This window comes from Streptomyces sp. MMCC 100 (assembly GCF_041538145.2).
Taxonomy (GTDB): domain Bacteria; phylum Actinomycetota; class Actinomycetes; order Streptomycetales; family Streptomycetaceae; genus Streptomyces.
The window spans coordinates 5,967,909-5,994,033 of the sequence record NZ_JBGORK020000001.1 but is presented as its reverse complement, the minus strand read 5'-3'; the positions used below and the strand labels follow the sequence as shown (position 1 = coordinate 5,994,033).

General features: G+C 71.8%; 24 protein-coding genes, 1 pseudogene and 1 riboswitch. Of the genes and pseudogenes, 19 read left to right on the top strand and 6 right to left on the bottom strand.

Annotated elements, in window-relative coordinates:
* The first annotated feature begins 50 nt into the window (after positions 1 to 50).
* A riboswitch (cyclic di-AMP (ydaO/yuaA leader) is annotated at positions 51 to 215 on the top strand.
* 12 nt (positions 216 to 227) lie between these two features.
* The gene (locus ABS735_RS27720; protein ID WP_373903530.1) at positions 228 to 992 is read left to right on the top strand and encodes a M23 family metallopeptidase; all 765 of its coding nucleotides are present in this window, start codon (positions 228 to 230) and stop codon (positions 990 to 992) included.
* A 126-nt stretch (positions 993 to 1,118) separates the two neighbouring features.
* Positions 1,119 to 1,814 (top strand): GntR family transcriptional regulator, encoded by a 696-nt coding sequence (locus tag ABS735_RS27715; RefSeq protein WP_373903531.1) that lies wholly within the window; start codon positions 1,119 to 1,121, stop codon positions 1,812 to 1,814.
* A 150-nt stretch (positions 1,815 to 1,964) separates the two neighbouring features.
* On the opposite strand, the gene ABS735_RS27710 is transcribed toward ABS735_RS27715, so the two are convergent.
* Complete coding sequence (locus ABS735_RS27710; RefSeq protein ID WP_007445064.1) at positions 1,965 to 2,246, bottom strand: HPr family phosphocarrier protein; 282 nt, start codon at positions 2,244 to 2,246, stop codon at positions 1,965 to 1,967.
* A 202-nt stretch (positions 2,247 to 2,448) separates the two neighbouring features.
* On the opposite strand from ABS735_RS27710, the gene ABS735_RS27705 reads away from it, so the two are divergent.
* The 9 genes and pseudogenes from ABS735_RS27705 to ABS735_RS27665 all read left to right on the top strand — a co-directional run bounded on the left by ABS735_RS27705 (position 2,449) and on the right by ABS735_RS27665 (position 12,308).
* Entirely contained in the window at positions 2,449 to 5,544 is a 3,096-nt protein-coding gene (locus ABS735_RS27705; protein WP_373903532.1) for a bifunctional acetate--CoA ligase family protein/GNAT family N-acetyltransferase, read from the top strand.
* 73 nt (positions 5,545 to 5,617) lie between these two features.
* The gene (locus ABS735_RS27700) at positions 5,618 to 6,214 is read left to right on the top strand and encodes a DUF5998 family protein (RefSeq protein WP_193776724.1); all 597 of its coding nucleotides are present in this window, start codon (positions 5,618 to 5,620) and stop codon (positions 6,212 to 6,214) included.
* The gene (locus tag ABS735_RS27695) at positions 6,214 to 7,407 is read left to right on the top strand and encodes an alkaline phosphatase family protein (RefSeq protein WP_373903533.1); all 1,194 of its coding nucleotides are present in this window, start codon (positions 6,214 to 6,216) and stop codon (positions 7,405 to 7,407) included. The genes ABS735_RS27700 and ABS735_RS27695 overlap by 1 nt, the downstream gene beginning before the upstream one ends.
* Before the next feature lie 46 nt (positions 7,408 to 7,453).
* Positions 7,454 to 8,104 carry a thymidine kinase gene (locus ABS735_RS27690; RefSeq protein ID WP_373903534.1) on the top strand — a complete coding sequence of 217 codons (651 nt, stop codon included), beginning with the start codon at positions 7,454 to 7,456 and terminating at the stop codon, positions 8,102 to 8,104.
* A gap of 283 nt (positions 8,105 to 8,387) precedes the next feature.
* Positions 8,388 to 8,762, top strand: a pseudogene (locus ABS735_RS27685) (ATP-binding cassette domain-containing protein); the annotation flags it as partial.
* The gene (locus tag ABS735_RS27680; RefSeq protein ID WP_476755889.1) at positions 8,757 to 9,845 is read left to right on the top strand and encodes a sugar ABC transporter ATP-binding protein; all 1,089 of its coding nucleotides are present in this window, start codon (positions 8,757 to 8,759) and stop codon (positions 9,843 to 9,845) included. The pseudogene ABS735_RS27685 and the gene ABS735_RS27680, both read left to right, overlap by 6 nt.
* A 94-nt stretch (positions 9,846 to 9,939) precedes the next feature.
* Positions 9,940 to 10,959, top strand: a complete 1,020-nt coding sequence (locus ABS735_RS27675) for an ABC transporter permease (protein ID WP_373903536.1) — start codon at positions 9,940 to 9,942, stop codon at positions 10,957 to 10,959.
* Positions 10,960 to 11,002: 43 nt separating this feature from the next.
* Positions 11,003 to 11,986 carry an ABC transporter substrate-binding protein gene (locus ABS735_RS27670; protein WP_373903537.1) on the top strand — a complete coding sequence of 328 codons (984 nt, stop codon included), beginning with the start codon at positions 11,003 to 11,005 and terminating at the stop codon, positions 11,984 to 11,986.
* Between the two features lie 118 nt (positions 11,987 to 12,104).
* A complete protein-coding gene (locus ABS735_RS27665) occupies positions 12,105 to 12,308 on the top strand; it encodes a hypothetical protein (protein WP_373903538.1) in 204 nt (67 codons plus the stop codon).
* A 25-nt stretch (positions 12,309 to 12,333) separates the two neighbouring features.
* On the opposite strand, the gene ABS735_RS27660 is transcribed toward ABS735_RS27665, so the two are convergent.
* Positions 12,334 to 13,137, bottom strand: coding sequence for a VOC family protein (locus tag ABS735_RS27660; RefSeq protein WP_373903539.1), 804 nt, complete (start codon positions 13,135 to 13,137; stop codon positions 12,334 to 12,336).
* Positions 13,138 to 13,378: 241 nt separating this feature from the next.
* Between ABS735_RS27660 and ABS735_RS27655 the strand changes: the two genes are divergently transcribed.
* Positions 13,379 to 14,230, top strand: a complete 852-nt coding sequence (locus ABS735_RS27655; protein WP_373903540.1) for a sulfurtransferase — start codon at positions 13,379 to 13,381, stop codon at positions 14,228 to 14,230.
* A 292-nt stretch (positions 14,231 to 14,522) separates the two neighbouring features.
* On the opposite strand, the gene sepH is transcribed toward ABS735_RS27655, so the two are convergent.
* Positions 14,523 to 15,581, bottom strand: coding sequence for a septation protein SepH (gene sepH / locus ABS735_RS27650; RefSeq protein ID WP_153177574.1), 1,059 nt, complete (start codon positions 15,579 to 15,581; stop codon positions 14,523 to 14,525).
* Positions 15,582 to 16,053: 472 nt separating this feature from the next.
* Here sepH and ABS735_RS27645 point away from each other — a divergent pair, with 472 nt between their 5' ends.
* Positions 16,054 to 16,986: an ICP22 family protein gene (locus tag ABS735_RS27645; RefSeq protein WP_373903541.1), complete on the top strand. Its 933-nt coding sequence runs from the start codon at positions 16,054 to 16,056 to the stop codon at positions 16,984 to 16,986.
* Here the strand turns inward: ABS735_RS27645 and ABS735_RS27640 are convergent.
* Together ABS735_RS27640 and ABS735_RS27635 are read right to left on the bottom strand one after the other, a co-directional pair.
* Entirely contained in the window at positions 16,910 to 18,247 is a 1,338-nt protein-coding gene (locus tag ABS735_RS27640) for a D-arabinono-1,4-lactone oxidase (RefSeq protein WP_373903542.1), read from the bottom strand. The two genes, ABS735_RS27645 and ABS735_RS27640, sit on opposite strands and share 77 nt — an antisense overlap.
* A complete protein-coding gene (locus tag ABS735_RS27635; RefSeq protein WP_373903543.1) occupies positions 18,189 to 19,445 on the bottom strand; it encodes an MFS transporter in 1,257 nt (418 codons plus the stop codon). Before ABS735_RS27635 ends, ABS735_RS27640 begins: the two co-directional genes overlap by 59 nt.
* Positions 19,446 to 19,619: 174 nt before the next feature.
* Between ABS735_RS27635 and ABS735_RS27630 the strand changes: the two genes are divergently transcribed.
* Both ABS735_RS27630 and ABS735_RS27625 read left to right on the top strand, forming a co-directional pair.
* Positions 19,620 to 20,747 carry a ferrochelatase gene (locus ABS735_RS27630; protein WP_373903544.1) on the top strand — a complete coding sequence of 376 codons (1,128 nt, stop codon included), beginning with the start codon at positions 19,620 to 19,622 and terminating at the stop codon, positions 20,745 to 20,747.
* A gap of 8 nt (positions 20,748 to 20,755) precedes the next feature.
* The gene (locus ABS735_RS27625) at positions 20,756 to 21,574 is read left to right on the top strand and encodes an inositol monophosphatase family protein (protein ID WP_373903545.1); all 819 of its coding nucleotides are present in this window, start codon (positions 20,756 to 20,758) and stop codon (positions 21,572 to 21,574) included.
* 344 nt (positions 21,575 to 21,918) lie between these two features.
* Here ABS735_RS27625 and ABS735_RS27620 read toward each other — a convergent pair whose 3' ends face one another.
* A complete protein-coding gene (locus tag ABS735_RS27620) occupies positions 21,919 to 22,092 on the bottom strand; it encodes a hypothetical protein (protein ID WP_007387792.1) in 174 nt (57 codons plus the stop codon).
* A gap of 427 nt (positions 22,093 to 22,519) precedes the next feature.
* Here ABS735_RS27620 and ABS735_RS27615 point away from each other — a divergent pair, with 427 nt between their 5' ends.
* The 4 genes from ABS735_RS27615 to ABS735_RS27600 all read left to right on the top strand — a co-directional run bounded on the left by ABS735_RS27615 (position 22,520) and on the right by ABS735_RS27600 (position 26,111).
* Positions 22,520 to 23,173 carry a response regulator transcription factor gene (locus ABS735_RS27615; RefSeq protein WP_007387794.1) on the top strand — a complete coding sequence of 218 codons (654 nt, stop codon included), beginning with the start codon at positions 22,520 to 22,522 and terminating at the stop codon, positions 23,171 to 23,173.
* Between the two features lie 6 nt (positions 23,174 to 23,179).
* Positions 23,180 to 24,424, top strand: a complete 1,245-nt coding sequence (locus ABS735_RS27610) for a sensor histidine kinase (protein ID WP_373903546.1) — start codon at positions 23,180 to 23,182, stop codon at positions 24,422 to 24,424.
* Positions 24,425 to 24,829: 405 nt separating this feature from the next.
* Positions 24,830 to 25,126 (top strand): DUF4193 domain-containing protein, encoded by a 297-nt coding sequence (locus tag ABS735_RS27605; RefSeq protein ID WP_003993510.1) that lies wholly within the window; start codon positions 24,830 to 24,832, stop codon positions 25,124 to 25,126.
* A 13-nt stretch (positions 25,127 to 25,139) separates the two neighbouring features.
* Positions 25,140 to 26,111: a hypothetical protein gene (locus tag ABS735_RS27600; RefSeq protein WP_373903547.1), complete on the top strand. Its 972-nt coding sequence runs from the start codon at positions 25,140 to 25,142 to the stop codon at positions 26,109 to 26,111.
* Positions 26,112 to 26,125 lie beyond the last annotated feature (14 nt).

Sequence of the window (26,125 nt, the reverse complement as noted above, 5' to 3'; positions counted from 1 at the left end):
TTAGCGTCTTCCGGGCTGTTCGTCAGGCAGTGCGCCGCACCCGCGGCACCGGACAGTCATCGCCGAGTCCCCGTACGGCGCGAGCCAGGGGAGCCGGGGACCCATCGCAGTCCCTGGGGTGAATCGGACGCCCGCGCATACCGCGAGGGGGCCCGTAGGAGACCTTCCACCTCCGAACCCGTCAGCTAACCCGGTAGGCGAGAGGGAAGGAAAGGACAAGCCTCTACATGGCGTTCACGCGCGCCACCGGTAAGCACCGCCGTACCGGCCGGGTGCACCGCACCACCGCCCGCGCGGCGGGAGTCGCGGCCCTCGCCACCACCGGCGTCGTCGGCACCCTCGCGGCTCCGGCGCTCGCCGCCGAGCCCCAGGTGGAGCAGAGCGGGCTCACTCCGGTCGTCACCATCGGCGACTCCATAGCCGACGAGATCGACGCCCAGGCCGTCGCCCAGAAGCAGGCGGCCGTGGACGCCGCCGCCCGTGAGGCGGCCCGGGAAGCGGCCCGTGAGCGGGCGGCCGAGGCGGCCAAGGAAGCACGCGAGGCCAAGGAGCGCGCCGCGCGGGAGGCGGAGCGCAAGCGCCTCAACACCTTCGTCGCGCCGATCACCGCCTCCTACGTCTCCACCGCGTACCAGGCCGGCAGCTCCCTGTGGTCCTCCGGCAGCCACACCGGCATCGACTTCCACGCCTCCAGCGGCACGACCGTGCACGCGGTCGGCGTCGGCACCGTCGTGGAGGCCGGCTGGGGAGGGGCGTACGGCAACCAGGTCGTGATCAAGATGCACGACGGCACGTACACGCAGTACGGGCACCTGTCGTCCATCGGCGTCTCCGTCGGCCAGTCGGTCGAGCCCGGCCAGCAGATCGGCCTCTCCGGCGCCACCGGCAACGTCACCGGACCGCACCTGCACTTCGAGGCCCGTACGAGCCCCGAGTACGGCTCCGACATGGACCCCGTCGCCTACCTCCGCTCCCACGGCGTGAACGTCTGACGGCGGTATTCGAAAGCCCCGGCTTCCCGAGCCGGGGCTTTTCGCATTTAATATCGCTTGATTGGCCCGAGGTCGCTCAACACGCGTCAACCGTCGACGTTTCGCGGGGTCAAGGGGAGGTCGGTCATGCGTATTCCGGCGCATTCGGTGTGCACGGCGATCCGGGACGACATCGTCGCCGGCATCCACGGCCGCGGGAGCCGGCTCACCGAGGAAATCCTCGCCCGCCGCTACGGCGTTTCCCGCGTCCCCGTCCGCGAGGCCCTGCGCACGCTGGAGGCCGAGGGCTTCGTGGTGACCCGGCGGCACGCGGGCGCGTGCGTCGCGGAACCCACGGAGCAGGAGGCCGCCGACCTGCTCGAGACCCGCACGCTCCTGGAGCCGCTCGGCGCCTCCCGGGCCGCCCGGCGGCGCACCGAGGCCCACCTCAAGGTGTTGCGCGGCCTGGTCAGGCTGGGACAGGAACGGGCCAGGCGGGGCAGCGGCGAGGACCTGCGCTCGCTGGGCGGCTGGTTCCACGAGACCCTCGCCCGGGCGGCCGACAGCCCCTCCCTGACCGCCCTGCTGACCCAGCTCCGCCACAAGATCGCCTGGATGTACGTCGTGGAGGCCCCGGCCGGGCCGGTGGAGTACTGGGCGGAGCACGGCGCGATCACCGACGCGGTGGCCCGGGGCGACGGCGACCGTGCGCGGGCGCTCATGGCCCTGCACATCGAGCGGTCGGTCTCCGCGCACCGGCTGCGATTCGCCTCCGGCGACGGGCGGACGGAGCGCGTGAGGAGTGCGCAACATTCCGTAAACACGGCGAGTGGGCGACAGTAACACGGGCGCCGTATACAAAGGGCAGGGAATTCCTGCCGGTGTTTTCTGCTGCCCGTAAACAGGATGAATGGACGGGTGGGCCGAAAGAGAAAAGGCGAAAGGCCCGTCCGGTGGTTCCGGCGGGCCTTTCGATGCTGCTGTCCGTCGGGCTCAGACGGTCTCGGGAAGCTCCTCGAGCCCCTCGGCGACCAGCTTCGCCAGCCGGTCCAGGGCGGCCTCCGCGCCCTCGGCGTCGGAGGCGAGGACGATCTCCTCGCCGCCCTGGGCGCCGAGGCCGAGGACGGCCAGCATGGAGGCCGCGTTGACGGGGGAACCGTCGGCCTTGGCGATCGTCACCGGGACGCCTGTGGCCGTGGCGGCTCGGACGAAGATGGAGGCGGGGCGGGCGTGGAGACCCTCGGCCCAGCCGACGTTGACGCGGCGCTCAGCCATGTGATGCTGCCCTTCAGGTGTTCAGAGGGGTTGAAGTTGTCTAGACCAGTCTTGTCTAGACCAGTTTCCCACATCGTGAAGCAGGCCGGGACGACCGCGTACGCCGTCCCGCGTGGTCGTCGGACCGCGGCCTCGGTCCGAGCTTGTGTCCTCCACAGACTGCCCCGCGCCGTTGTCGTACGCGAGCCGTACTCTGGGGCCCATGCAGACCTCGTCGGACCGGCACGAGTACCCCGCCCACTGGGAAGCCGACGTGGTGCTGCGCGACGGCGGCACCGCGCGCGTCCGCCCCATCACCGTTGATGACGCCGAGCGCCTGGTCAGCTTCTACGAGCAGGTCTCCGACGAGTCGAAGTACTACCGCTTCTTCGCGCCATACCCTCGCCTGTCCGCCAAGGACGTCCACCGCTTCACGCACCACGACTTTGTGGACCGGGTGGGACTCGCGGCCACCGTCGGCGGCGAGTTCATCGCCACCGTACGCTACGACCGGATCGGCGCCGGCGGAACACCCGCCACGGCACCGGCCGACGAGGCCGAGGTCGCCTTCCTCGTCCAGGACGCCCACCAGGGACGCGGCGTCGCCTCCGCGCTCCTGGAGCACATCGCCGCCGTCGCCCGCGAGCGCGGCATCCGCCGCTTCGCCGCCGAGGTGCTGCCCGCCAACAACAAGATGATCAAAGTCTTCATGGACGCCGGGTACACCCAGAAGCGGAGCTTCGAGGACGGCGTGGTCCGCCTGGAGTTCGACCTCGAACCCACCGACCGCTCGCTCGCCGTGCAGTACGCGCGCGAGCACCGCGCGGAGGCGCGTTCCGTCCAGCGGCTGCTGCAGCCCGGTTCGGTCGCGGTCGTCGGCACCGGCCGCACCCCCGGCGGCGTCGGCCGCAGCATCCTCGGCAACATCCGGGACGCGGGCTACACGGGCCGCCTGTACGCCGTGAACAGGGCCTTCCCCGAGGAGCAGAAGGAACTCGACGGGGTCCCGGCATGCCGCTCCGTGCGCGACATCGACGGACCCGTCGACCTCGCCGTCGTCACCGTGCCCGCCGCGCACGTCCCCGACGTCGTCACCGAGTGCGGCGAGCACGGCGTGCAGGGACTCGTGGTGATCTCCGCCGGATACGCCGACAGCGGCCCCGAGGGGCGCGAACGCCAGCGCGCCCTCGTGCGCCAGGCGCGCTCGTACGGCATGCGGATCATCGGGCCCAACGCCTTCGGGATCATCAACACCTCCCCGGGCGTGCGGCTCAACGCCTCCCTCGCCCCCGAGATGCCGCGCACCGGCCGGATCGGTCTGTTCGCCCAGTCCGGCGCCATCGGCATCGCCCTGCTCTCCCGGCTGCACCGGCGCGGCGGCGGAGTCACCGGCCACACCGGCGTGTCCACCTTCGTCTCCTCCGGCAACCGCGCCGACGTCTCCGGCAACGACGTCCTCCAGTACTGGTACGACGACCCGGAGACCGACGTCGCCCTGATGTACCTGGAGTCCATCGGCAACCCGCGCAAGTTCACCCGCCTGGCCCGGCGCACGGCGGCCGCCAAGCCCCTGGTCGTGGTGCAGGGCGCCCGGCACGGGGGTGCCGCGCCGCAGGGACACGCCGTACGGGCGACACGGCTGCCGCACGCGACGGTCTCCGCGCTGCTGCGGCAGGCCGGCGTGATCCGGGTCGACACGATCACGGACCTGGTCGACGCGGGGCTGCTGCTCGCCCGCCAGCCACTGCCCGCCGGACCGAGGGTGGCCATCCTGGGCAACTCCGAGTCACTGGGACTGCTCACGTACGACGCGTGCCTCTCCGAGGGCCTGCGCCCGCAGCCCCCGCTGGACCTGACGACGGCCGCCTCGGCCGACGACTTCCACGCGGCCCTCTCCCGCGCCCTGGCCGACGACACGTGCGACGCGGTCGTCGTGACCGCCATCCCGACGGTGGGGGAGGGGGCGGCCGCGGACGCCGCGCTGGCGGAGGCCCTGCGCTCGGCGGCGGCCGCGGTCCCCACCAAACCGGTCCTCGTGGTCCACGTGGAGCTGGGCGGCCTGGCGGAAGCCCTGTCGGCGGCGGCGAGCACCGCCCCTCAAGCGACTCCGGGCGCCGCCCCTCAAGCGACTCCGGGCGCCGCCGCTGAAGGGGCTCCGGGCACCGCTTCGAGCACGGCCGCCTCCCAGGCCGATCCGGGCACCACGCCCCAGGCCCCTCCCGCCCCAGTCTCTCCCCCCGGCCCCGGCACAGCTGCCGTGGCGAGTCCCGCCTCTCCGTCCGGTCCGGGCACAGCGGCTGGGGGGAGTCCCGTTTCTCCGTCCGGCCCGGGCACAGCGCCCGACCCGAGCCCCGCCTCTCCGACCACCCCGGGCGCCACTCAGCCCGCCCCCGTCAAGGCGCCCCAGCCCGGGGCCCCGGCCCAGCCGCCGCCCGCCGTCCGGGCCCCGGAAGGGGCCCACCTGATCCCCGCCTACCCCGCCGCCGAGCGCGCCGTCCGCGCCCTCGGCGAGGCCGTCGCCTACGCCCAGTGGCGGCGCGACGCCGCCGACCCCGGCAAGGTGCCCGAGTACGAGGACATCGACGAGAAGGGCGCCGCCGAGCAGATAGCGGGGTACCTCGCACGCGGGCAGGGGCTAACCCTGGGCGCCCAGGAGACCTGCGAGCTGCTCGGCAGGTACGGCGTCCACGTCCACCGCGCCCTGCCCGCCCCCACCCCCGACGACGCCGTGGCCTCCGCGCGGACCCTCGGCTACCCCGTCGCCCTCAAGGCCACCGCCCCCCACCTGCGTCACCGCGCCGACCTGGGCGGCGTACGCCTCGACCTCGCGGACGAGGAACAACTGCGACGGGCCTACGCCGAGTTGACCGAGTTGTTCGGCAGGCCCGCGGAGCTGCGCCCGGTGGTGCAGGGCATGGCCCCGCGCGGCGTCGACACGGTCGTACGGGCGGTCATCGACCCGGCGGCCGGCGCGGTGCTCTCCTTCGGCCTCGCCGGCGCTGCCACACAGCTGCTCGGCGACATGGCGCACCGGCTGATCCCGGTCACCGACCGGGACGCCACCTCGCTCATCCGCTCGATCCGCACGGCGCCTCTCCTGTTCGGCTGGCGCGGCTCGGCCCCCGTCGACGCCGCCGCCCTGGAGGAGTTGCTGCTGCGGGTCTCGCGGCTGGTCGACGACCACCCGGAGGTCGTCGCGGTCACCCTGGAACCGGTCGTGGTCGCTCCGCAGGGCCTGAGCGTCCTCGGCGCCTCGGTCCGCCTGGCACCCCCTCCCGCCCGCGACGACCTCGGCCCCAGGACCCTGCCGGCGTACTGACCCGCCGCAGCCCGGGCACGGCCGGGACGGGTGGGCGCAGGAGCGTCCCTCGCAGTCAGTGGGTCCCCGTAGGATGGACGGCATGGCCAAGACCAGTACGACGACCCAGGGGCTGCGAGCGGCGATCGAGCGCAGCGGCTACTACCCGGCCCTCGTGGCCGATGCGGTGGAGGCCGCCGTGGGCGGCGAGCCCGTGCGGTCGTACCTGGTCCACCAGGAGACGACGTTCGACCAGAACGAGGTGCGCCGGCACGTGACCGTGCTGGTGCTCACCGGCAACCGCTTCATCGTCAGCCACACCGACGAGCAGGCCGCCGACGACACCTCCCCGACGCCGTACGCCACGACGTCCACGGAGTCCGTCAAGCTCGGCCGGATCTCGTCCATCGTCGTCAGCCGCGTCGTCGCCAACCCGGAGCAGTACAAGCCGGGCACGCTGCCCCGCGAGATCGTGCTGACCATCGGCTGGGGCGCCGTCTCCCGCCTCGACCTGGAGCCGGCCGCCTGCGGCGACCCCAACTGCGAGGCCGACCACGGCTACACGGGCAGCTCGACCGCCGACGACCTCAGCCTGCGCGTCAGCGAGGCCGGCGACGGCCCCGAGACGGTGCGCCAGGCGCTCGCCTTCGCCCAGGCCCTCTCCGAGGCGACCGCGGACTCCGCCCGCTGATGGTGCAGCACACCGCCTGGGACACCCACCCGGAACCGCTCCCCGTCGACTCCGCCCCCGTACCCGAGTACGGCACGGGCTCCCTCGCCGACCTGCTGCCCACCCTGGCCGCCGGCCTCGGCGTCCCCGGCATGACCGCGGGGATCACCGAGCTGACGCCCGCCGACCGCAACTGCGTCTTCCTGATCGACGGCCTCGGCTGGGAACAGCTGCGCGCGCACCCGGACGACGCCCCCTTCCTCAGCTCGCTGCTGGACAGCTCGCGCGGCGGCACCGGGCGCCCGATCACCGCCGGATACCCGGCGACCACCGCGACCTCCCTGGCCTCCGTCGGCACCGGTCTGCCGCCCGGCGCCCACGGCCTGCCCGGGTACACCGTGCGCAATCCGGACACCGGCGCGCTGATGAACCAGCTGCGCTGGCAGCCGTGGACCGCGCCGGGCCCCTGGCAGCCGTATCCGACCGTCTTCGGCCTCGCCCACGAGGCGGGCGTGCACGCCGCCCAGGTCTCGTCGCCCACCTTCGCGAACACTCCGCTGACCAAGGTCGCGCTCAGCGGCGGTGAGTTCCACGGACGGCTGTCCGGCGAGGACCGGATGGACTGCGCCGCCGAGCAGCTGGCCCGCGCCGACCGCGCCCTCGTCTACACGTACTACGCCGAGGTCGACGGCGCCGGCCACCGCTTCGGCGTCGACTCCGACACCTGGCGCGGCCAGCTCGCGCACGTCGACCGCCTCGTCCAGCGCCTCGCCGAGCAGCTGCCGCCGCGCAGCGCCCTGTACGTCACCGCCGACCACGGCATGGTCGACGTGCCCTTCGACGAGGACCACCGCATCGACTTCGACGAGGACTGGGAGCTGAAGGCGGGCGTCGCCCTCCTCGGCGGCGAGGGCCGCGCCCGCCACGTCTACGCCGTCCCCGGCGCCCACAGCGACGTGCTGACCTGCTGGCGCGAGGTGCTCGGCGAGCAGTTCTGGGTGGCCTCGCGGGACGAGGCGATCGCGGCGGGCTGGTTCGGCCCCCGCATCGACGACCGGGTGTACGACCGCATCGGCGACGTGGTCGCCGCCGCACGCGAGGACGTCCTGCTCATCGCCTCCGAGCGTGAGCCCAAGGAGTCGGCGATGGTCGGCAACCACGGCTCGATGACCCCTGCCGAGCAGCTCGTCCCGCTGCTCGAAGTACGCTCCTGACACCCCGCAAAGCTCTGCCTCGTTGCCGAAAGGTGCCCAACCCCTCATGCCCGAGCTGGTGTTCTTCTCCGGAACGATGGACTGCGGGAAGTCGACACTGGCTCTCCAGATCGAGCACAACCGCTCGGCGCGCGGACTGGCCGGCATGATCTTCACCCGCGACGACCGCGCGGGCGAGGGCAAGCTCTCCTCCCGCCTCGGCCTCGTCACCGACGCGGTCGAGGTCGGGGACGGCCAGGACCTGTACGCCCATGTCGTCGACCACCTCTCGCAGGGCGGGCGCGTGGACTACGTGATCGCGGACGAGGCGCAGTTCCTCGCGCCGGACCAGATCGACCAGCTCGCGCGGGTGGTCGACGACCTCGACGTCGACGTGTACGCCTTCGGCATCACCACCGACTTCCGCTCCAAGCTCTTCCCCGGCTCCCAGCGCCTGGTGGAACTCGCCGACCGGGTCGAGGTGCTCCAGGTCGAAGCCCTGTGCTGGTGCGGCGCCCGCGCCACGCACAACGCCCGCACCGTCGGCGGCGTCATGGTCGTCGAGGGCGCCCAGGTGGTGGTCGGCGACGTGGCCCAGTCCCCGGACGAGATCGGCTACGAGGTGCTGTGCCGACGCCATCACCGCAGGCGGGTGACGAGTGCGACGGCGCGCGCCGCGGCCCTGTCACCCGACGTGCTGCCCCTCTCCGCGACCTGATCCGTATCGCGGGGCCTCGTTTCGGGCCGTACGAGAAATCGATTTCATGCAGCCCTGGGGCGGTCTGTGTGCAGAACCTGTGATCATCCGCCGGGGTTCTCGCCTTCCTCGCCCTGGCCATTGACGACGCGAAGGGCACTTCTTACCCTCTGGTGAAATCGTTTTCTCGGTCTGGCGGTGCTTGCTCATGAACGTTCACGCGGCCGGGGACCACCCGGCACTGTTGAGCCTGAAAGGCGTCTCCAAGGGGTTCCCGGGTGTCCAGGCGCTCCAGGACATGCGGCTCGAGCTCAGGAGCGGCGAAGTGCTCGCGCTCGTCGGCGAGAACGGGGCCGGCAAGTCCACGCTCATGAAGGTGCTGTCAGGCATCCACACCCCGGACACGGGGGAGTTCTCCCTCGACGGAAGCCCGGTCCGCATCGAGAGCCCCCGGCATGCCCAGCGGCTCGGCATCAGCATCATCCACCAGGAGTTCAACCTGATGCCCGACCTCACGGTCGCGCAGAACATCTTCATCGGGCGCGAGCCCCGTGGCAGGCTCCTGCTGCGGGAGAGGGCACTCAACGACAGGGCGAGGGAGCTGACGGAACAGCTCGGGCTGCCGCTCGACCCCCAGTGGCGCGTCGGTGACCTCACCGTGGCGCAGCAGCAGATGACCGAGATCGCCAAGGCGCTGTCGTACGACGCCAGAGTTCTGATCATGGACGAGCCGACGGCGGCCCTGAACGATGCCGAGGTGGCGGCGCTGCACGCCCTGATCGGCAGATTCGTGGGGCCGGGCAGGGGCGTCATCTACATCTCGCACCGCATGGACGAGCTGAAGGCGATCTCCGATCGCATCACCGTCGTCCGCGACGGGCGTTACGTCACGACCCTGGACACCGCGGACACCACCATGCCCGAGGTGATCACCCACATGGTGGGCCGTGAACTCAAGGCGGACGCGGGCCCCGAAGGCGTCCGCGACGACCGCGAGACGGTCCTGGCCGTCGAGGGGCTGACGACCGGGCCGCTGCTCCGCGACGTCTCGTTCGAGCTGAAGAAGGGGGAGATCCTCGGCCTGGCGGGGCTGATGGGATCGGGCCGTACGGAGGTCGCCCGCGCGATCGTCGGCGCCGACCCCGTGGAGTCCGGCACCCTGACGCTGCACGGCCGTCCGGTGAAGATCAAGAACCCCGCGGACGCCGCCCGGCACCGCGTCGGCTACCTCTCCGAGGACCGCAAACGCCTCGGCCTGATGCTGGACACGGACGTGGCGACCAACATCGGCCTCAGCTCGCTCGGCGACCGCTTCCAGTCGTTCGGGTTCGTCAAGGACGGTGCGCTCCGGGAGACCGCCCGTGACCTGGTGGGCTCCCTGCGCATCAAGACCCCCTCGCTGGGACAGACGGTCAAGCATCTCTCCGGCGGCAACCAGCAGAAGGTGGTCATCGCCAAGTGGCTCGCCAAGGACTGTGACGTCCTCATCGTCGACGAGCCGACGCGCGGCATCGACGTGGGCGCCAAGGAGGAGATCTACGACCTGCTCAACGACCTGGCGAGCCAGGGCAAGTCGATCGTCATGATCTCCTCCGAACTCCCCGAAGTACTGCGGATGTCGCACCGCGTGATCGTCATGAGCGAGGGCCGCATCACCGGGGAGCTCCCGGCCGGTGAGGCCACGCAGGAGGCAGTCATGCACTACGCGACCCTGCGGCCCGCGGCAGCAGGCGCGGCGGCCGACAGGCCCGGCGCGGTCTGAGACCGCGCCGGGCGGCACCAGCCCCCGCCGCCCTCCCGTCCCTCACGCCCCCACCCTCACTTCGTCCCGTGCACGAAGACAGGAAAGAAGCGACATGACAGCCCCCACAACGGCCACCACCCCGCAGCGGCCCGACGGACAGTCCGGGTCCGGCGCCGTGCGCGCGACACTGACCGGCAAGTTCCAGCAGATGCTGGCCTTCGCGAGCCTGATCGCGATCTTCGTGTTCTTCGCCTTCGCGAGCCCGCACTTCCTCAACTACAGCAACGTCACCTCGATGCTGTTCTCGACGGTGGTGATCGGCACACTCGCCCTCGGCGTCACCTTCGTCATCGTCACCGGTGGCATCGACCTGTCCGTCGGCACCGGGATGGCGCTGACCGCCGTGATGTCCGGGGTGTTCATCACGGACATGGGACTGCCCGTCGTCGTCGGCGTGCTCGGGGCGGTCCTCTTCGGCGGGCTCATCGGTCTGGTGAACGGGGTCAACGTCACCTTCCTCAGACTGCCGCCGTTCATCGCGACGCTGGCGATGATGCTGGTCGCCCAGGGCCTCGCGCTGGTGATCTCCGGCAGCGCCCCGATCTACTTCTCCGACGACACCGGCTACACGGAGATCTCCACCGGCAGCATCATCCCGGGCGCCGACTTCCCGAACGCCGTCCTCATCCTGGCCGGCGCCGCGATCCTGGCGGGCATCGTCCTCAACCGCACGCTCCTCGGCCGCTACACGTACGCGATCGGCAGCAACGAGGAGGCCACCTCCCTCTCGGGCATCAACGTGCGGAAGTGGAAGATCGTCGTGTACGTCATCTCCGGGCTCTTCATCGGCCTGGCGGGCGTCCTGATCTCCGCCCGGCTCGGCTCGGCCCAGCCCGCGACCGGCATGGGCTACGAACTTCAGGCTATCGCCGCGGTCGTCATCGGCGGCACCTCCCTGTCGGGAGGCAAGGGGTCGATCGTCGGCACGGTCATCGGCGCCCTGATCATCTCGGTGCTCAACAACGGACTGCAGATCACCTCCGTTCCGCAGGAGTGGCAGAACGTCATCCTCGGCTGCGTGATCGTCGCCGCGGTCTACGCGGACATGGCAAGGAAGCGCACGGCGGCCTGACGACCGACTGGCCAGCGACATGTGGAAGGGAAGCACCGACGCCATGAAACCGAACCGACGCCGCACGCGCACCACCCGCGCCGTGCGGGCCGCCGCCGCGGCGATCACCCTGGCCCTCACCGTCACCGCCTGCGGAGGACAGGCGGACGGCGAGGGCGGCAAGCCCTACATCGCCATCGTCTCCAAGGGGTTCCAGCAGCAGTTCTGGCAGGCGGTGAAGGAGGGCGCCGAGCGCGAGGCGAAGAAGCAGGGCGTCACCATCAGCTTCGAGGGCCCGGCGACGGAGACCGAGGTCGAGGCCCAGGTCAACATGGTCGCCAACAGCCTGGGCAAGAAGCCCGACGCGATCGGCCTGGCCGCCCTGGACTCCCGGGCCGTGGAGCCGTCGCTGAAGCAGGCGAAGCGTGACGGGGTCCCGGTCATCGCCTTCGACTCCGGTGTCGACAGTGACATCCCGCTGACCACGGCGGCGACCGACAACAAGGCGGCCGCCGCCGAGGCCGCCGAGCACATGGCCGAGGCCCTGGGCGGCAAGGGCAAGGTCGCGATGGTCGTGCACAGTCAGACCAGCGGCTCCGGCATCGACCGTCGCGACGGCTTCGCCGACTGGATGCGCGAGCACGCCCCCGGCATCGAGCTGCTCCCCGTCCAGTACGGCGGCGGCGACCAGACCAAGTCCGCGGACATCACCAAGGCCATCATCGCCGGCAACCCCGGGGTCAAGGGCATCTACGGCTCCAACGAGGGCTCCGCCATGGGCGTCATCCAGGGCGTCAAGGAGAGCGGCAGGACGGACATCACCACGATCGGTTTCGACTCGGGCCAGGGCCAGATCAACGCGATCAACGAGGGCCGGATGCGGGGCGCGATCACTCAGAACCCGATAAAGATCGGCGAGCAGGTCGTCGCCTCCGCCGTCAAGGCCATCAAGGGCGAGGAACTGCCCGAGGTGATCGACACCGGCTACTTCTGGTACGACAAGACCAACATCGACTCACCCCGCATCAGCCCGGTGCTGTACCACTGACCGCGCTCGGACACACCGCCCGTTCCAGGCCGGACCCGTCCGGAGCGGTCTCACCCGGCCGCGCTGGGAGGCCGGCCGGCGGGTCCCGGCCAAGGCAGTGGACGCGGGCGTACCCGACGTGGCCGCCCGCGCCGCCACCATGCGCGTCGGTATCGACGCCGCCCCCGAGGCACGCGACCGCCCCACCATCGTGATCGTCCTCACCGACGGTCTCACCGCCTGGCCCGCCGAGCCCTCGTCCTGCCGGCTCGTCGCGGCCCTGATCGGCGACGGTGCGCCCGAGCCCCGGCCTGGGTGGAGACGGTACGGGGTTCCTGCCTGACCGCCCGGTCAGTCGGCCTCGGCCGTCACCGGTCCCCGCTCAGCAACGAGAACCGCGCCCCCTCCGGATCCGCCACCGTCGCCACCCGGCCGTGGGGCGTGTCCTGCGCCGGCGCCAGAACGTGCCCGCCCAGGTCGACGAGCAGCTCAACGGACTCGTCCGCGTCGGCCACCTCGAAGTACGTCATCCAGTGCGGACCCCGGACGCGCGGCAGGGCGTCGCCGACGCCGTGGATGCCGGCGACGGGGCGGCCGCCGAGGCGCAGGGTGACGTAGTCGCGGTCGGTGGAGGTCTCCGGGGCCAGTTCGAAGCCGAACACCGTCTCGTAGAACTTGGCGACGCTCGTCGTCTCGTAGGTCAGCAGCTCGTTCCACGCCGGTGTGCCGGGGACCCCGGCGACGGCCGTGCCCAGATGCGCGGCCGCCTGCCAGGTGCCGAAGACGGCGCCGGCCGGGTCGGAGCCGAGGGCCATGCGGCCCGCCTCGCCCGCGTCCAGGGGACCGACGCCGACCGTGCCGCCGCACAGGCGCACCGTTTCGGCCGTCCGGTTGACGTCGTCGGAGGCGAAGTAGGGCGTCCAGGCGGTGGGCAGTTGCCGGTCCGGAGGCAGCTGCCCGATGCCGGCCACCTCCCGTCCGTCGAGCAGCGCCCGCGCGTACGGGCCCAGTTGCTGGGGCCCTGGCCGGAACTCCCAGCCGAACAGGGCACCGTAGAAGTCGTGGGTGGCGGCCGGTCCGTGCACCATCAGACTCACCCAGCAGGGTGTGCCGGGTGCGCGCCGGGCGTTCGTCTCGCCGACCCGGCTCTCCGATCCCCGTGCGTCGGTCATCGTCACCCTCTTCTCGGCCCTCCGCGGGCCGTGCGTCCGCTTCCGCTCCGACGGGCCTGCGCACCGAAGCCGGCGCCGGATCCGGCGCGGCGCCTCGGGCGTGCTCGCTCTCGTGGGGCAGCCCGCCTGCCCGGGCAGTACAGCATGTGCCCGAACCCGTACGCCTCGTGATCGGTACTGTCCGGCGGGCAGAGTAGCCCGACATCGACGCCTCGGCCACTCGGTACGTCAGGATGGGGCCATGAACGCCATCATCTCCGCATCCGAACTCGCCGACGAACTGGCGGGCGCCCGCCCGCCCGTCCTCCTCGACGTCCGCTGGCAGCTGAGCACGGCGAAGGCGGCCGGCGCCCCGCCGTTCGACGGCCGGGCCGAGTACGAGGCAGGGCACCTGCCCGGTGCCGTCTACGTCGACCTGGACAGGGAACTCGCCTCCGCCCCCGGCGCGAGCGGCCGGCACCCGCTGCCCGACGTGGCGGAGTTCGGCGCGGCGATGCGCCGGGCGGGCGTGTCGCCGGGGCGGCCGGTCGTCGTCTACGACGGCGGACAGGGGTGGGCGGCGGCCCGCGCCTGGTGGCTGCTGCGCTGGACGGGTCACCCGAACGTGCGGGTCCTCGACGGCGGGTTGACGGCCTGGGAGGCGCCGCTGTCGACGGACGTCCCGACGCCGGCGGAGGGTGACTTCGCGCCGGTGCCGGGCGCGGTGGGACTGCTGGACGCGGACGGAGCCGCCGCGCTCGCCCGGTCCGGAGTGCTCTTCGACGCCCGCGCGGGGGAGCGCTACCGGGGCGAGGTCGAGCCGATCGATCCGGTCGGCGGCCACATCCCGGGCGCCGTGTCCGCGCCCACGACCGCCAACGTGGCCGCGGACGGGCGTTTCCTGCCGGCCGAGGAACTCCGGGCGCGTTTCAAGACCCTGGGCGCCACGGAGGACGGGGCGGTCGGCGTGTACTGCGGTTCGGGCGTGTCGGGCGCCCACGAAGTGCTCGCGTTGGCGGTGGCGGGCATTCCGGCGGCGCTGTACGTGGGCTCGTGGTCCGAGTGGTCGTCGGACCCGGACCGACCGGTCGCCGTGGGGCCGGACCCGCAGTAGGCCCGTGCACGAGGTCGGGGCCGCACCCGCGTGGGTGCGGCCCCGACATCACCACGGACATCAGAAGGCCTCATTCATCGGGACTCGTCGGAACTCGTCGGGACTCAGTCGGAAGTCATCAGNCCTTCGCGGCCTGGAACAACTCCGCCCGCGGATCCTCGTCCGCGGTCGCCTCGCGATACGCCTCGAGCGCGTCACGAGCCTTCCTCCGCACCCGCGTGGGTGCGGCCCCGACCTCGTGCACGTCATGGCTCACGGCGTACGGCCTCGGCTCGTTCGGCGAGGACTCGGCCTACTCCTGCTTCTTGCGCCGTGTCCCGAACACGATCTCGTCCCAGCTCGGCACCGCCGCGCGGCGGCCCGGCCGGACGCCGTCGGCCTCGGCCTGGCGGTCGGTGGAACCGGTGAGGCGGTCGCGGTGGCTGGCCACCGAGCGCGGCATGAGCACGTCCGCGTAGGCGGAACCGGCCGACGCCGCGGGCGCGGGGGGCTCCTCCACCTCGGGTTCCTCGACGGGCTCCTCCACCGGTTCCGGAGCGCGCTCGGGCACCACCAGGTCGCCCCGGAAGCTCGGTACGGCCTCCAGCAGACTGGTGAGCGAGTCGCGTTCGCGTTCGGCCGAGGCGGTGGCCGCGGTGTCGTCGGCCGGCTCGGACGGCGGCGGGGGCAGGCTCGGACGCTCCCGCTGCTCCCGGTCGAGGGTGCGGTCCAGCGGCCGGTCGCGCGGCAGCCGGGCGATGCGCGGCACGAACGGGAAGCTGGGCTCGGGCGCGGCGAGGTCGTCGGACTCGCCGATCAGCGCGCGTGCCTCCGCGTCGACGGCCTGCACGAGCCGCCGGGGCGGGTCGTACGTCCAGCTCGCCGAGTGCGGTTCGCCCGCGACCAGGTAGACCAGCAGGACTTCCCAGGTGCCGTCGTCGCGGCGCCAGGAGTCCCACTGGACGGTGTCCTTGTCGGCACCGCGCAGCAGCAGCCGCTCCTGGACGGCCTCGCCGAGGGGCGGTCCGGAGTTCTCGCCGGGGCGGCGGACGGGGGTCTTGCGGGCCCGCTCCGCCATGAAGGCGCGCTCGGCCAGCACGGGCCCTTCGAAGCGCCGTACGCGGTCGACGGGGATGCCGGCCATCTGGGCGACCTCTTCCGCGGTCGCGCCGGCTCGTATACGTGCCTGGATGTCGCGGGGGCGGAGATGGCTCTCCACCTCGATCTCGATCTGGCCGAGGCGGGGACGGTCGCCGCGTACGGCGGCCCGGAGCCGCTCGTCGATCGGAAGCGTGTACTCCGTGCTGTCCGCAGCCTTCAGCACCAGCCGTGTGCCGTCATTCGAGACGGCCACGACACGCAGTTCGGGCATGGGGACCTCCCGGGTGGTGCCTGCCGACGTCACGTGCGTCGCTGCTTCCGCTCTGTCGAGTGTGGCCTGCCCGGGTGCAGCCTGCCACAACCTTGCCGAGTTGCCCGGCGTGTCGGGCGCGGGCCCTGGATCGCCGTTATGGCACGGTTACCTGTTCGCAACGCTAAGTGACCAACTTCGTCACCCTGTGCAACTAGCCCCCTCCCGGCGGTCCTTCGAGGTGCCGAGCCCCCTGTCGGGAGACCGGCTCCAGGGCTCGCAACAGTACTCCATTCGGACCACGTGCGTGGATTGGCACGCCGCCCAACTTCTGGCAAGAGGTGACGCTCGGCCGTCACTGGCGCGATCTCCGCGATCTTGGACGTGGCGTACTTCACGCAATCGCCAGAAACGGAACTAATGGTTTCGGCCGCACGTCCCTTTCTCGTGCAGTTGATCGCTCCCGTACGGGAAAGGAAGGCAAGGTCCGAGGATGCGTGAAAGGTCCGATGGCGCAGATGAGGCGGACGTGAGTTCGAAGGGGGAATCCAGGCGGATCGACCTGAGCGTCCCCCAGGTCGCGGGCAGCGCCCTGGCGGCGGTGGTGGCCGCCAAACTCGCCTCCTCCTTCGGCGTCTACGGCACGATCGTCGGCGCCGGTCTGATCAGTGTCGTCGCCACCTGCGGGGGCTCGGTGCTCCAGCACTTCTTCAAGCGCACCGGGGAGCAGATCCGGGTGAAGCGCACCGTCGCCACCGTGCGGATCGGTGGGGGGACCGCGTCCGTTCCGGCCGCCGTGCGGGCTCCGGCCCCGGGACGGGCTTCCGCTTCGGGACCGGCTTCGGGTTCGGGTTCGGGCTCGGCTTCGGGGGATTTCACCGAGGGGACCGTCTACCGCGCGCGGAGCAGGGGCTGGCGGCGCCCGGTGGTCGCGGCGGCCCTCGTCTTCGGCGTCACCATGGCCGGGATCACCGTGTACGAGGTCGCCTCCGGTCAGAACCTGAGCGGCGGCCACAGCACCACCGTGGGCAGCGCCTTCACCGGGCACAACAAGTCCGCGTCGGATTCGGGGGAGTCGGGCGGGTCGGGTGACTCCGGTGGCTCCGAAGACGCACAGGACGGCAGGGACTCGGGTGACTCCGGTGTCTCGGGCGACTCTGGCGATTCGAAGGACTCCGGTTCCGGCAGCGACGCCCCTGCTCCCAGCCCTTCCGGAAGCCCGGACGGCGGTGCCACGGGGGACGGCGGTACGCAGGACGGCGGCACGGGTTCCAGCCCGGCGCCCACCCCGGACGCCACCGGCGACGAGGGCGCCGGCGACGCCGGAACCCCCGACCCGGGCGCCTCGGCTACGGCCCCAGAACCCGGCGCAAGTAGTCGTTCTGGAACAGACGGTCCGGGTCAAGACGGTCCCGCAGCGCCGTGAACTCGCCGAAGCGCGGATACACCCGGGAGAAGTACTCGGCGTCCCGGGTGTGCACCTTGCCCCAGTGCGGCCGGCCCTCGTGCGCCGTGAAGATGCGCTCGGCGGCGGTGAAGTACGCCTGGTAGGGCGTGCCCCGGAACATGTGTACGGCGATGTACGCGCTGTCGCGCCCCGATGCGGTGGACAGCGTGATGTCGTCGGCCGGGGCCGTGCGCACCTCGACCGGGAAGCTGATCCGCAGGCGCGAACGGTCGACCATCGCTCTCAGTTCGCGCAGCGTCTCGACGACGGCCTCGCGCGGAAGGGCGTACTCCATCTCCACGAACCGCACCCGGCGGGGGGACGTGAAGACCTTGTAGGGGGTGTCGGTGTACGTCCGCGCGGAGAGTGCCCTGCTGGAGATCCGGGCGATCGCCGGGATGGTGGCGGGCGCCGCGCGGCCGACCCAGTTGGCCGCCTGGAAGACGCCGTTGGAGAGGAACTCGTCGTCCAGCCAGCCCTGGAACCGCCCCACCGGCTGCTCCGGACCGGCGCTGCGGTTGTTGCGCTTGGTGTTGGTGCTGCCGGTGTGCGGGAACCAGTAGAACTCGAAGTGCTCGTTCTCCGACCACAGTTCGTCGAAGTCGGCCAGGACCCGGTCGAACGGCATCGGCTCCTCGCGGGCCGTGAGCAGGAAGACCGGCTCCACGGCGAAGGTGATCGCGGTGACGACGCCCAGCGCGCCGAGGCCGATCCGTGCGGCGGCGAACACCTCGGGATTCTCGTCCTCGGAGCAGGTCAGCACCGAGCCGTCCGCCGTGACCAGCTCCAGGCCCCGGATCTGGGCGGCGATCGAGGCGGAGTCGCGGCCCGTGCCGTGCGTGCCGGTACTGGTGGCCCCGGAGACGGTCTGCTCCATGATGTCGCCCATGTTCGTCAGCGACAGGCCCTCACGCGCGAGCGCCATGTTGAGCCTCTTGAGCGGAGTGCCGGCCCCGACCGTGACCGTCATGGAGTCGCGGTCGATGCTGCGGATGCCCGTCAACAGTTGAGGGCGGATCAACACACCGTCCGTCGCGGCTATCGACGTGAACGAGTGCCCGGTGCCGACGGCCTTGACCCGCAGCCCGTTCTCGGCCGCCCTGCGAACGGCGCCGGCCAGTTCGTCGACGGAGGCGGGAGCGACTTCCCGCGCGGGGCGCGCGGAGACGTTGCCGCCCCAGTTACGCCATGTGCCGTTCCGGCCGCTCGTCCTGCCGCTCGCCGTGCGTGTGCTGCTCAACGGTCCCTCCCCGACGCGGTTCCGGCCGCTTGAGCCGGCGGTACCCGAGGAAACCGACCGCGACCGCGACGGCCCCGGCCACCGCCGGAACCCCGTACCCGGCACGCGCCCCGGAGGCGTCGATCACCCAGCCGCCCGCGGAGGAGCCGAGGGCGACCCCGACCGCGAGTCCGGTACTCACCCAGGTCATGCCCTCGGTGAGCTGCGTGCGTGGTACGTGCTCTTCGATGAGGGACATCGTCGTGATCATCGTGGGAGCGATGGACAGACCCGCAACGAACAGCGCCGCGGCCAGAAACGGCAAGTTTCCGACCAGTAGGAGGGGGATCATACTCACGGCCATCGCACACACGCCCAGGAGCCAGCGGCGTTCCGGCGGTCCGGCGAAGCGCAGCAGCCCGAAAATCATGGCCGCCGTGCACGATCCCGCCGCGTAGAGGGCGAGGACGAGGCTGGCGGCGGCCTTGTGCCCCTCCTCCTCGGCGAACGCCACGGTGACGACGTCGATGGCCCCGAAGATCGTCCCCGTGGCCGCGAACGTGCCGACCAGGACCTGGAGGCCCCGGGAGCGCAGTGCGGTGCCGCCGCCCTTGTGCTCGCGCGGGTGCGGTTCCGGCTCGGTGGCGCGCTGCGAGGTCAGCCAGAAGACGCCCGTCGCCAGGAAACAGGCGGCGAGCAGCGGTCCGGCCTCCGGGAACCAGGCCGTGGACAGGCCGATGGAGATGATCGGGCCGAAGATGAAGCAGATCTCGTCCACCACGGACTCGAAGGAGTACGCGGTGTGCAGTTGCGGCGTGCCCCGGTACAGGGCCGCCCAGCGGGCCCGGACCATCGCGCCGAGGCTCGGCACGCAGCCGATGCCGACGCAGGCCACGAACAGCACCCAGTCCGGCCACCCGTAGTGCGCGGCCGGCAGCAGCACCGCCGCCGCGGTCAGCGACACCAGCGTCGCCGGGCGCAGCACCCGGCGCTGCCCGTACCGGTCCACCAGGCGGGAGACCTGGGGCCCCGCCACGGCGGCGGCGAGCGCGATGGTCGCCGACAGGGCCCCGGCCAGTCCGTACCGCCCCGTGAGCTGCGAGATCATCGTCACCACGCCGATGCCCATCATCGACAGCGGCATCCGGCCGAGGAAACCCGCGGCGGAGAAGCCCTTGGTGCCGGGGACGGCGAACAGGGCACGGTAGGGACTGGCCAACGAGGTCTCCGGGAACGGCTCAGTGACGGCTTGGTGACGGCTTAGTAAGGTGCGAACGCGGTTGATACAGATTACTCGTCACCGCGCCCGGAAACATCCCCTCGGACCTGGTGAAACGCACGGTCGGTGCCCCGCCGTTTCCCCGCTGTCAGTGCCGGGTGGCAGGATCGAGACATGCCAGACGTGCTCGATGCCAGCCCCTACGACGCCCTGCTCCTGCTCTCGTTCGGCGGCCCGGAGGGCCCGGACGACGTGGTCCCGTTCCTGGAGAACGTGACCCGGGGGCGCGGCATCCCCAAGGAACGCCTCAAGGAAGTCGGACAGCACTACTTCCTCTTCGGCGGGGTCAGCCCCATCAACGACCAGAACCGCGCCCTGCTGGACGCCCTCCGCAAGGACTTCGCCGAGCACGGTCTGGACCTGCCGGTCTACTGGGGCAACCGCAACTGGGCGCCGTACCTGACGGACACCCTGCGCGAGATGGTCCACGACGGCCGCCGCCGCGTCCTGGTCCTCGCCACCAGCGCCTACGCCTCGTACTCGGGCTGCCGCCAGTACCGCGAGAACCTCGCGGACGCGCTCGCCGCCCTGGAGTCCGAGGGCCTGGAGCTGCCGAAGATCGACAAGCTCCGGCACTACTTCAACCACCCCGGCTTCGTCGAGCCCATGATCGACGGGGTCGTCCGCTCCCTCGCCGAGCTGCCCGAGGAGGTCCGGGACGGCGCGCACATCGCGTTCTGCACCCACTCGATCCCCACCTCCGCCGCCGACACCTCCGGGCCGGTCGAGGAGCACGGTGACGGCGGGGCGTACGTGCGTCAGCACCTGGACGTGGCGCGGCTGATCGCCGACGCCGTGCGCGAGCGCACCGGCGTCGACCACCCCTGGCAGCTCGTCTACCAGTCGCGCTCGGGCGCGCCGCACATCCCGTGGCTGGAGCCCGACATCTGCGACCACCTGGAGGAGCGGCAGGCAGCCGGTGTCCCCGCCGTGGTCATGGCCCCCATCGGGTTCGTCTCCGACCATATGGAGGTCCTGTACGACCTCGACACGGAGGCCACCGCCAAGGCCGAGGAGCTGGGGCTGCCGGTGCGCCGCTCGGCCACCGTGGGAGCCGACCCGCGGTTCGCCGCGGCCGTCCGCGACCTGGTTCTGGAGCGGGCGGGCGACGAGCGCGGGCAGGAGGTCACGCCCTGCGCCCTCGGCACGCTCGGCGCGAGCCACAACCTGTGCCCGGTCGGCTGCTGCCCCGCCCGTGCCCCCCGGCCCGCCGCCGCGGGCGCCGACAGTCCCTACGCGTGAGGAGCCCCGTGACCGACGTGACGCCCGACCCGCTCCATGCCGACCTGCTGAAGATCGCCCAGGAGGCCGCCCACCGCGCGGGCGAGCTGCTGCGGGACGGCCGCCCGGCCGACCTCGCGGTCGCCGCCACCAAGTCCAGCCCGATCGACGTGGTCACCGAGATGGACATCGCGGCGGAGAAGCTGATCACCGGGCTGATCGCCGACCGCCGCCCCGACGACGGCTTCCTCGGCGAGGAGGGCGCCGCGAGGGAGGGCACCAGCGGCGTCCGCTGGGTCATCGACCCGCTCGACGGCACGGTGAACTACCTCTACGGACTGCCCACATGGGCGGTCTCCATCGCCGCCGAGCTCGACGGCGAACGGGTGGCCGGCGTGGTCGTCGCCCCGATGCGGGGTGAGTCCTGCCACGCGCTGCTGGGCGGCGGTGCCTGGGCGACGGGCGCCTGGGAGGGCGAACGCAGGCTCGCCTGCCGGTCCGCGGCCCCGCTGGACCAGGCGCTGGTCTCCACCGGTTTCAACTACGTCGCCGACGTCCGCGCGGAACAGGCCGAGATCGCGCGGCGGCTCATTCCGCTGGTGCGCGACATCCGGCGCGGCGGCTCGGCCGCCATCGACCTGTGCGACGTGGCCGCGGGACGCCTCGACGGCTACTACGAGCGCGGTCTGCATCCCTGGGACCTCGCGGCGGGCGACCTGATCGCCCGGGAGGCGGGCGCGGTGACCGGCGGACGCCCCGGTGAGCGTCCCACCGGCACTCTGACCATCGCTGCCACCCCGGCCGTCTTCGAACCGCTCCAGCGGCTCCTGACGGACTTCGGCGCGTAGGCGTCCGGCAGTCCGGCGGAAGGCCGGTGCGGGCCGGCGCGGGGGGAGTGCCGCCGGTGCCGTGCCCCGGGGCTCTCGTCGGCGCCGTGGGCCGGCGAGGCGGTCGGCGGCGCCCGGGTGCGCAGGGTTCGTGGGCCGTCCCCCGGCGTGCGGGGCACCGTGCGCCGGGGGACGGGTCGCGGCTCCGCCCGACCGTTCGGACGCCTGTCTGCCCGCCGTGGCCCAGCGGCGTCCGACCCGGAAGGACCCCGGTGACCGTCTCTTTGCGTCCACCGCCGGACGGCAACCCGCACGACGAGGCCCCGGCGCTGGATCCCGCCGGGGCCTCGTCCTCCACGGGCCGATCAGGCGTTGGTCGCGCTGACCTCCACACCGTGCTCGGCAGCGAGACGGCGCAGATCGTCGAGCTCGCCCAGCTCCACCTCGACAAGGAACTCGTCGCCCTCGTCGCGGGCCCGGGAGAGGTCGGACTCGGTCGTCTTTATGCGCTGCAGAAGTCCTGCGGTGAAAGCGTCCATGCTGCGCCCCCTCGTCCTGGGTCGTGGGTCGTTGGCACGGGGGTGTGCCGATCGGAAGGGACGATCACGTCTCCGGTGGAGTGCCCGGCGCTGCCCGGCCGGGCGGCGGCGGTGCCGGACACCCACGCCCGCTCTGCGGAAGCGGACCGCGGCGTACCGCGCGGTAACGCGGTACAGGCAGAGCGTGATCGCGGGGTGTAAAGCCGTCCTCCCCCAGCTCCCCTTCGCGGAAACCTCAACCGCGCGAGAAAATCTCGCATTCCCGCTTCCGCGGTCTTTCCGCACCCTCCTTCGTCACCGGCCCCTCACCCGTCTTACAGCCGACTTATGGCCGAAAAGGGCAGGATGGAGGCAACACACCCACCAGCCCCCTGCCCTCGTGCGTCCGAGAAGCGCTACGCGGGTGGACACAGGAAGGACAAGCGACGTGCGCGTACTCGTCGTCGAGGACGAGCAGCTGCTCGCCGATGCGGTGGCCACCGGACTGCGCCGGGAGGCCATGGCCGTCGACGTCGTGTACGACGGTGCGGCCGCCCTGGAGCGCATCGGCGTCAACGACTACGACGTGGTCGTCCTCGACCGCGACCTTCCCCTCGTGCACGGCGACGACGTCTGCCGCAGGATCGTCGAGCTGGGCATGCCCACGCGCGTGCTCATGCTCACGGCCTCGGGCGACGTCAGCGACCGGGTCGAGGGCCTGGAGATCGGCGCCGACGACTACCTGCCCAAGCCCTTCGCGTTCAGCGAGCTGATCGCCCGCGTGCGCGCCCTGGGCCGGCGCACCAGCGTGCCGCTGCCGCCCGTCCTCGAGCGCGCCGGGATCAAGCTCGATCCGAACCGCCGCGAGGTCTTCCGTGACGGCAAGGAGGTGCAGCTCGCTCCCAAGGAGTTCGCCGTGCTCGAGGTCCTCATGCGCAGCGAGGGCGCGGTGGTCTCCGCCGAGCAGCTGCTGGAGAAGGCCTGGGACGAGAACACCGACCCGTTCACCAACGTCGTGCGCGTGACCGTGATGACCCTGCGCCGCAAGCTGGGCGAGCCGCCCGTCATCGTCACCGTCCCCGGCTCCGGCTACCGGATCTGATCGGCCGTGGCGACGACACCCGCGCCCCCCGGGGCGCCCCCCAAGCCCACGTGGGACCCGCGCTCGGTCACGCCCCTGCCGTGGCTGCGGCCCACCATCCGGATACGGCTCACGCTGCTGTACGGCGGCATGTTCCTGATCGCCGGCATCCTGCTGCTGTCGATCATCTACCTGCTCGCCGCCCAGGCGGTGCGCACCGGCAACGAACCGCTGTACAAGATCGTGGACTTCACCGACCTCAAGGTCTCCAGCAGCACCTGCCCGGTGGTCGACAACGGCGGCCTGTCGCTGTCCGACTTCAACGCGGCGATCAGCGACTGCATGGACCACCAGCGCAAGGTAGCCCTGGACAACCTGCTCAGTCGCTCCCTGCTGGCGCTGCTCGGTCTCGCCGTGATCGCCTTCGCCTTCGGCTACGCCATGGCCGGCCGCGTCCTCTCCCCCCTGGGCCGGATCACCCGCACCGCGCGCGCGGTGGCGGGTTCCGACCTCTCCCGCCGGATCGAGCTGGACGGTCCGGACGACGAGCTGAAGGAGCTGGCGGACACCTTCGACGACATGCTGGAGCGGCTGCAGCGTGCCTTCACCGCCCAGCAGCGCTTCGTCGGCAACGCCTCCCACGAGCTGCGCACGCCGCTGGCGATCAACCGCACCCTCCTGGAGGTGCACCTGTCCGATCCGGGTGCCCCGGTGGAGCTCCAGCAGCTCGGCAAGACGCTGCTGGCGACCAACGAACGCAGCGAGCAGCTGGTCGAGGGACTGCTGCTGCTGGCCCGCAGCGACAACCAGATCGTCGAGCGCAAACCGGTGGACCTCGCCGAGGTGGCCGGCCAGGCCATCGACCAGGTGCACGCCGAGGCCGAGACCAAGGGCGTGGAGCTGCGCGGCACCCGCGAGGCCGCGGTGGTCCAGGGCAACGGCGTCCTGCTGGAGCGGATCGCCCTGAACCTCGTCCAGAACGCCGTGCGCTACAACGTGGCCGAACAGGGCTGGGTGGAGGTCACCACGGCCGTGGAGGGCGGACAGGCGGTCCTGGTGGTCACCAACACGGGCCCGGTCGTACCGGCGTACGAGGTGGACAACCTCTTCGAGCCGTTCCGGCGGCTGCGCACCGAGCGGACGGGCAGCGACAAGGGCGTCGGGCTCGGGCTGTCCATCGCGCGGTCCGTGGCCCGGGCGCACGGCGGGCACATCTACGCCCAGCCGCGCGAGGGCGGAGGGCTCGTGATGCGAGTGACGCTGCCCGTCTGAGATCATGACCCCGACATCTCACCGAGACCTGAGGATGTTCGCTTTGAGCGGAATTTCCAGGCCACTGGACCGGGAGTCGCGTGTGTGATCGATCACAACCAAGGTTTTCCCGCCCTCCACTCTCCGTGATCATGCACCCTGTCGGAAAGCCGGGAAAATCCCGGTTTTCAGGGGTCCGGATCACGGGAAGTACACGGTGAGACGCCTTTGAAGTGCGGCATTCGGACCGTGTACGGTCCCCATCGCCATCCAAGCCGATCACTCGTGAGGGGTCCGGTTGGGTGTCGATTGAGTAACAGACCTTGATGTGAGGCAAAATCTCCGCCTCGGGTCGGGCACAAGTCCGGCCTCTCACGCGTTACGTGCGCTGAAGACACCGCAGACACCCAGAGGGGGAGAGTGACCATGGCAACCGATTACGACACTCCACGCAAGACCGACGACGACGTCGACTCGGACAGTCTCGAAGAGCTGAAGGCGAGGCGGAACGACAAGTCCGCCTCGGCCGTCGACGTCGACGAGTTCGAGGCCGCGGAAGGCCTCGAGCTTCCCGGCGCCGACCTCTCGAACGAGGAACTGGCCGTCCGTGTACTGCCCAAGCAGCAGGACGAGTTCACCTGCATGAGCTGCTTCCTGGTGCACCACCGCAGCCAGCTGGCCCGGGAGAAGAACGGCCAGCCGATCTGCCGCGACTGCGACTGAGGCGGGGTCGGCCGTGACCACCGGCTCGACCCCTCCCTGGAAGCGCCGTTTCTCCCGACGAGGAGCGGACCAAGGGCCGTCCGACGGTCCGTACAGCGCGCGTGACGACGAGCGGGGCCCGACCGACACGGGGAAGGCCCCGCTCGAGCCAGTGGCCGACCGGAGTGACCTCCCGGCGACCGCGCGGCCGCCGGCACCCGCTGCCCGGCGCCGGGCAGCGGCGTTCCGGGAGAAGGCCGGACAGGGCGTCCGCAACGGCGGTGCCCGCGCCAGGGCCGCCCTGGCACACCTCGCCGACCGGATCATCGATCTGGCCCCGCGCGTGCCCGTACGGGACCTGGCGACGCTGCGCAGGCAGTTTCCCGGGCTCGGTCCCGAGGAAGTCGCCGACCGGCTCGTGGCCGGCGCGGCCAAGGGCACGGCGACCGTGGGAGCGGGCATCGGAGCGGCGGCGATGCTGCCCGTACCGCCCGCGATGCCCACGGAACTGGCCGCCGAGATCACCGGCGTCGCGGCGATCGAGCTCAAGCTGATCGCCGAACTCCACGAGGTCTACGGCGTACGCCCGCCCGGCGGTCTCGCGCAGCGCAGCACCGCGTACCTGAACTCGTGGTCCGACGAACGCGGTGTCGACGTGTCCAAGCCGTCGACCCTCGGCTCGGCGATGAACAGCCACATGAAGCGCCAGCTGCGCCAGCAGATCATGAAGCGGATGGTGCGCGACCTGCCGAACCTGATGCCCTTCATGGTGGGTGCGGCCGTGGGCGCCGTCATGAACCGCCGCGACACCCGAAAACTGGCCGCCAGGATCCGGACCGACCTGCGCAAGCACCAGGTCGCCTGGAGCGCCCTGGAGGATCTGCCCGCCCTGGAGCGCCCGCAGGACGCCCTGGACATGGGTGAGATCGCCAAGGGCATCGGGTCCGGCCGCCCGGGCCGCGGTGAGAACCCCGGCGGGGAAAACTTCGGCAAAGACGACCGCTGACCGCACGCGCGCCG

What these genes read in the sequence shown, in the direction of transcription:
- ABS735_RS27645 (WP_373903541.1), top strand. Translation starts at nt 16,054, where the DNA reads ATGCGTGAAAGGTCCGATGGCGCAGATGAGGCGGACGTGAGTTCGAAG.
- ABS735_RS27670 (WP_373903537.1), top strand. Translation starts at nt 11,003, where the DNA reads ATGAAACCGAACCGACGCCGCACGCGCACCACCCGCGCCGTGCGGGCC.
- ABS735_RS27690 (WP_373903534.1), top strand. Translation starts at nt 7,454, where the DNA reads ATGCCCGAGCTGGTGTTCTTCTCCGGAACGATGGACTGCGGGAAGTCG.
- ABS735_RS27660 (WP_373903539.1), bottom strand. Translation starts at nt 13,137, where the DNA reads ATGACCGACGCACGGGGATCGGAGAGCCGGGTCGGCGAGACGAACGCC.
- ABS735_RS27705 (WP_373903532.1), top strand. Translation starts at nt 2,449, where the DNA reads ATGCAGACCTCGTCGGACCGGCACGAGTACCCCGCCCACTGGGAAGCC.
- ABS735_RS27715 (WP_373903531.1), top strand. Translation starts at nt 1,119, where the DNA reads ATGCGTATTCCGGCGCATTCGGTGTGCACGGCGATCCGGGACGACATC.
- ABS735_RS27710 (WP_007445064.1), bottom strand. Translation starts at nt 2,246, where the DNA reads ATGGCTGAGCGCCGCGTCAACGTCGGCTGGGCCGAGGGTCTCCACGCC.
- ABS735_RS27675 (WP_373903536.1), top strand. Translation starts at nt 9,940, where the DNA reads ATGACAGCCCCCACAACGGCCACCACCCCGCAGCGGCCCGACGGACAG.
- ABS735_RS27605 (WP_003993510.1), top strand. Translation starts at nt 24,830, where the DNA reads ATGGCAACCGATTACGACACTCCACGCAAGACCGACGACGACGTCGAC.
- ABS735_RS27630 (WP_373903544.1), top strand. Translation starts at nt 19,620, where the DNA reads ATGCCAGACGTGCTCGATGCCAGCCCCTACGACGCCCTGCTCCTGCTC.
- ABS735_RS27655 (WP_373903540.1), top strand. Translation starts at nt 13,379, where the DNA reads ATGAACGCCATCATCTCCGCATCCGAACTCGCCGACGAACTGGCGGGC.
- ABS735_RS27680 (WP_476755889.1), top strand. Translation starts at nt 8,757, where the DNA reads ATGACCGAGATCGCCAAGGCGCTGTCGTACGACGCCAGAGTTCTGATC.
- ABS735_RS27695 (WP_373903533.1), top strand. Translation starts at nt 6,214, where the DNA reads ATGGTGCAGCACACCGCCTGGGACACCCACCCGGAACCGCTCCCCGTC.
- ABS735_RS27720 (WP_373903530.1), top strand. Translation starts at nt 228, where the DNA reads ATGGCGTTCACGCGCGCCACCGGTAAGCACCGCCGTACCGGCCGGGTG.
- ABS735_RS27700 (WP_193776724.1), top strand. Translation starts at nt 5,618, where the DNA reads ATGGACGGCATGGCCAAGACCAGTACGACGACCCAGGGGCTGCGAGCG.
- sepH (WP_153177574.1), bottom strand. Translation starts at nt 15,581, where the DNA reads ATGCCCGAACTGCGTGTCGTGGCCGTCTCGAATGACGGCACACGGCTG.
- ABS735_RS27620 (WP_007387792.1), bottom strand. Translation starts at nt 22,092, where the DNA reads ATGGACGCTTTCACCGCAGGACTTCTGCAGCGCATAAAGACGACCGAG.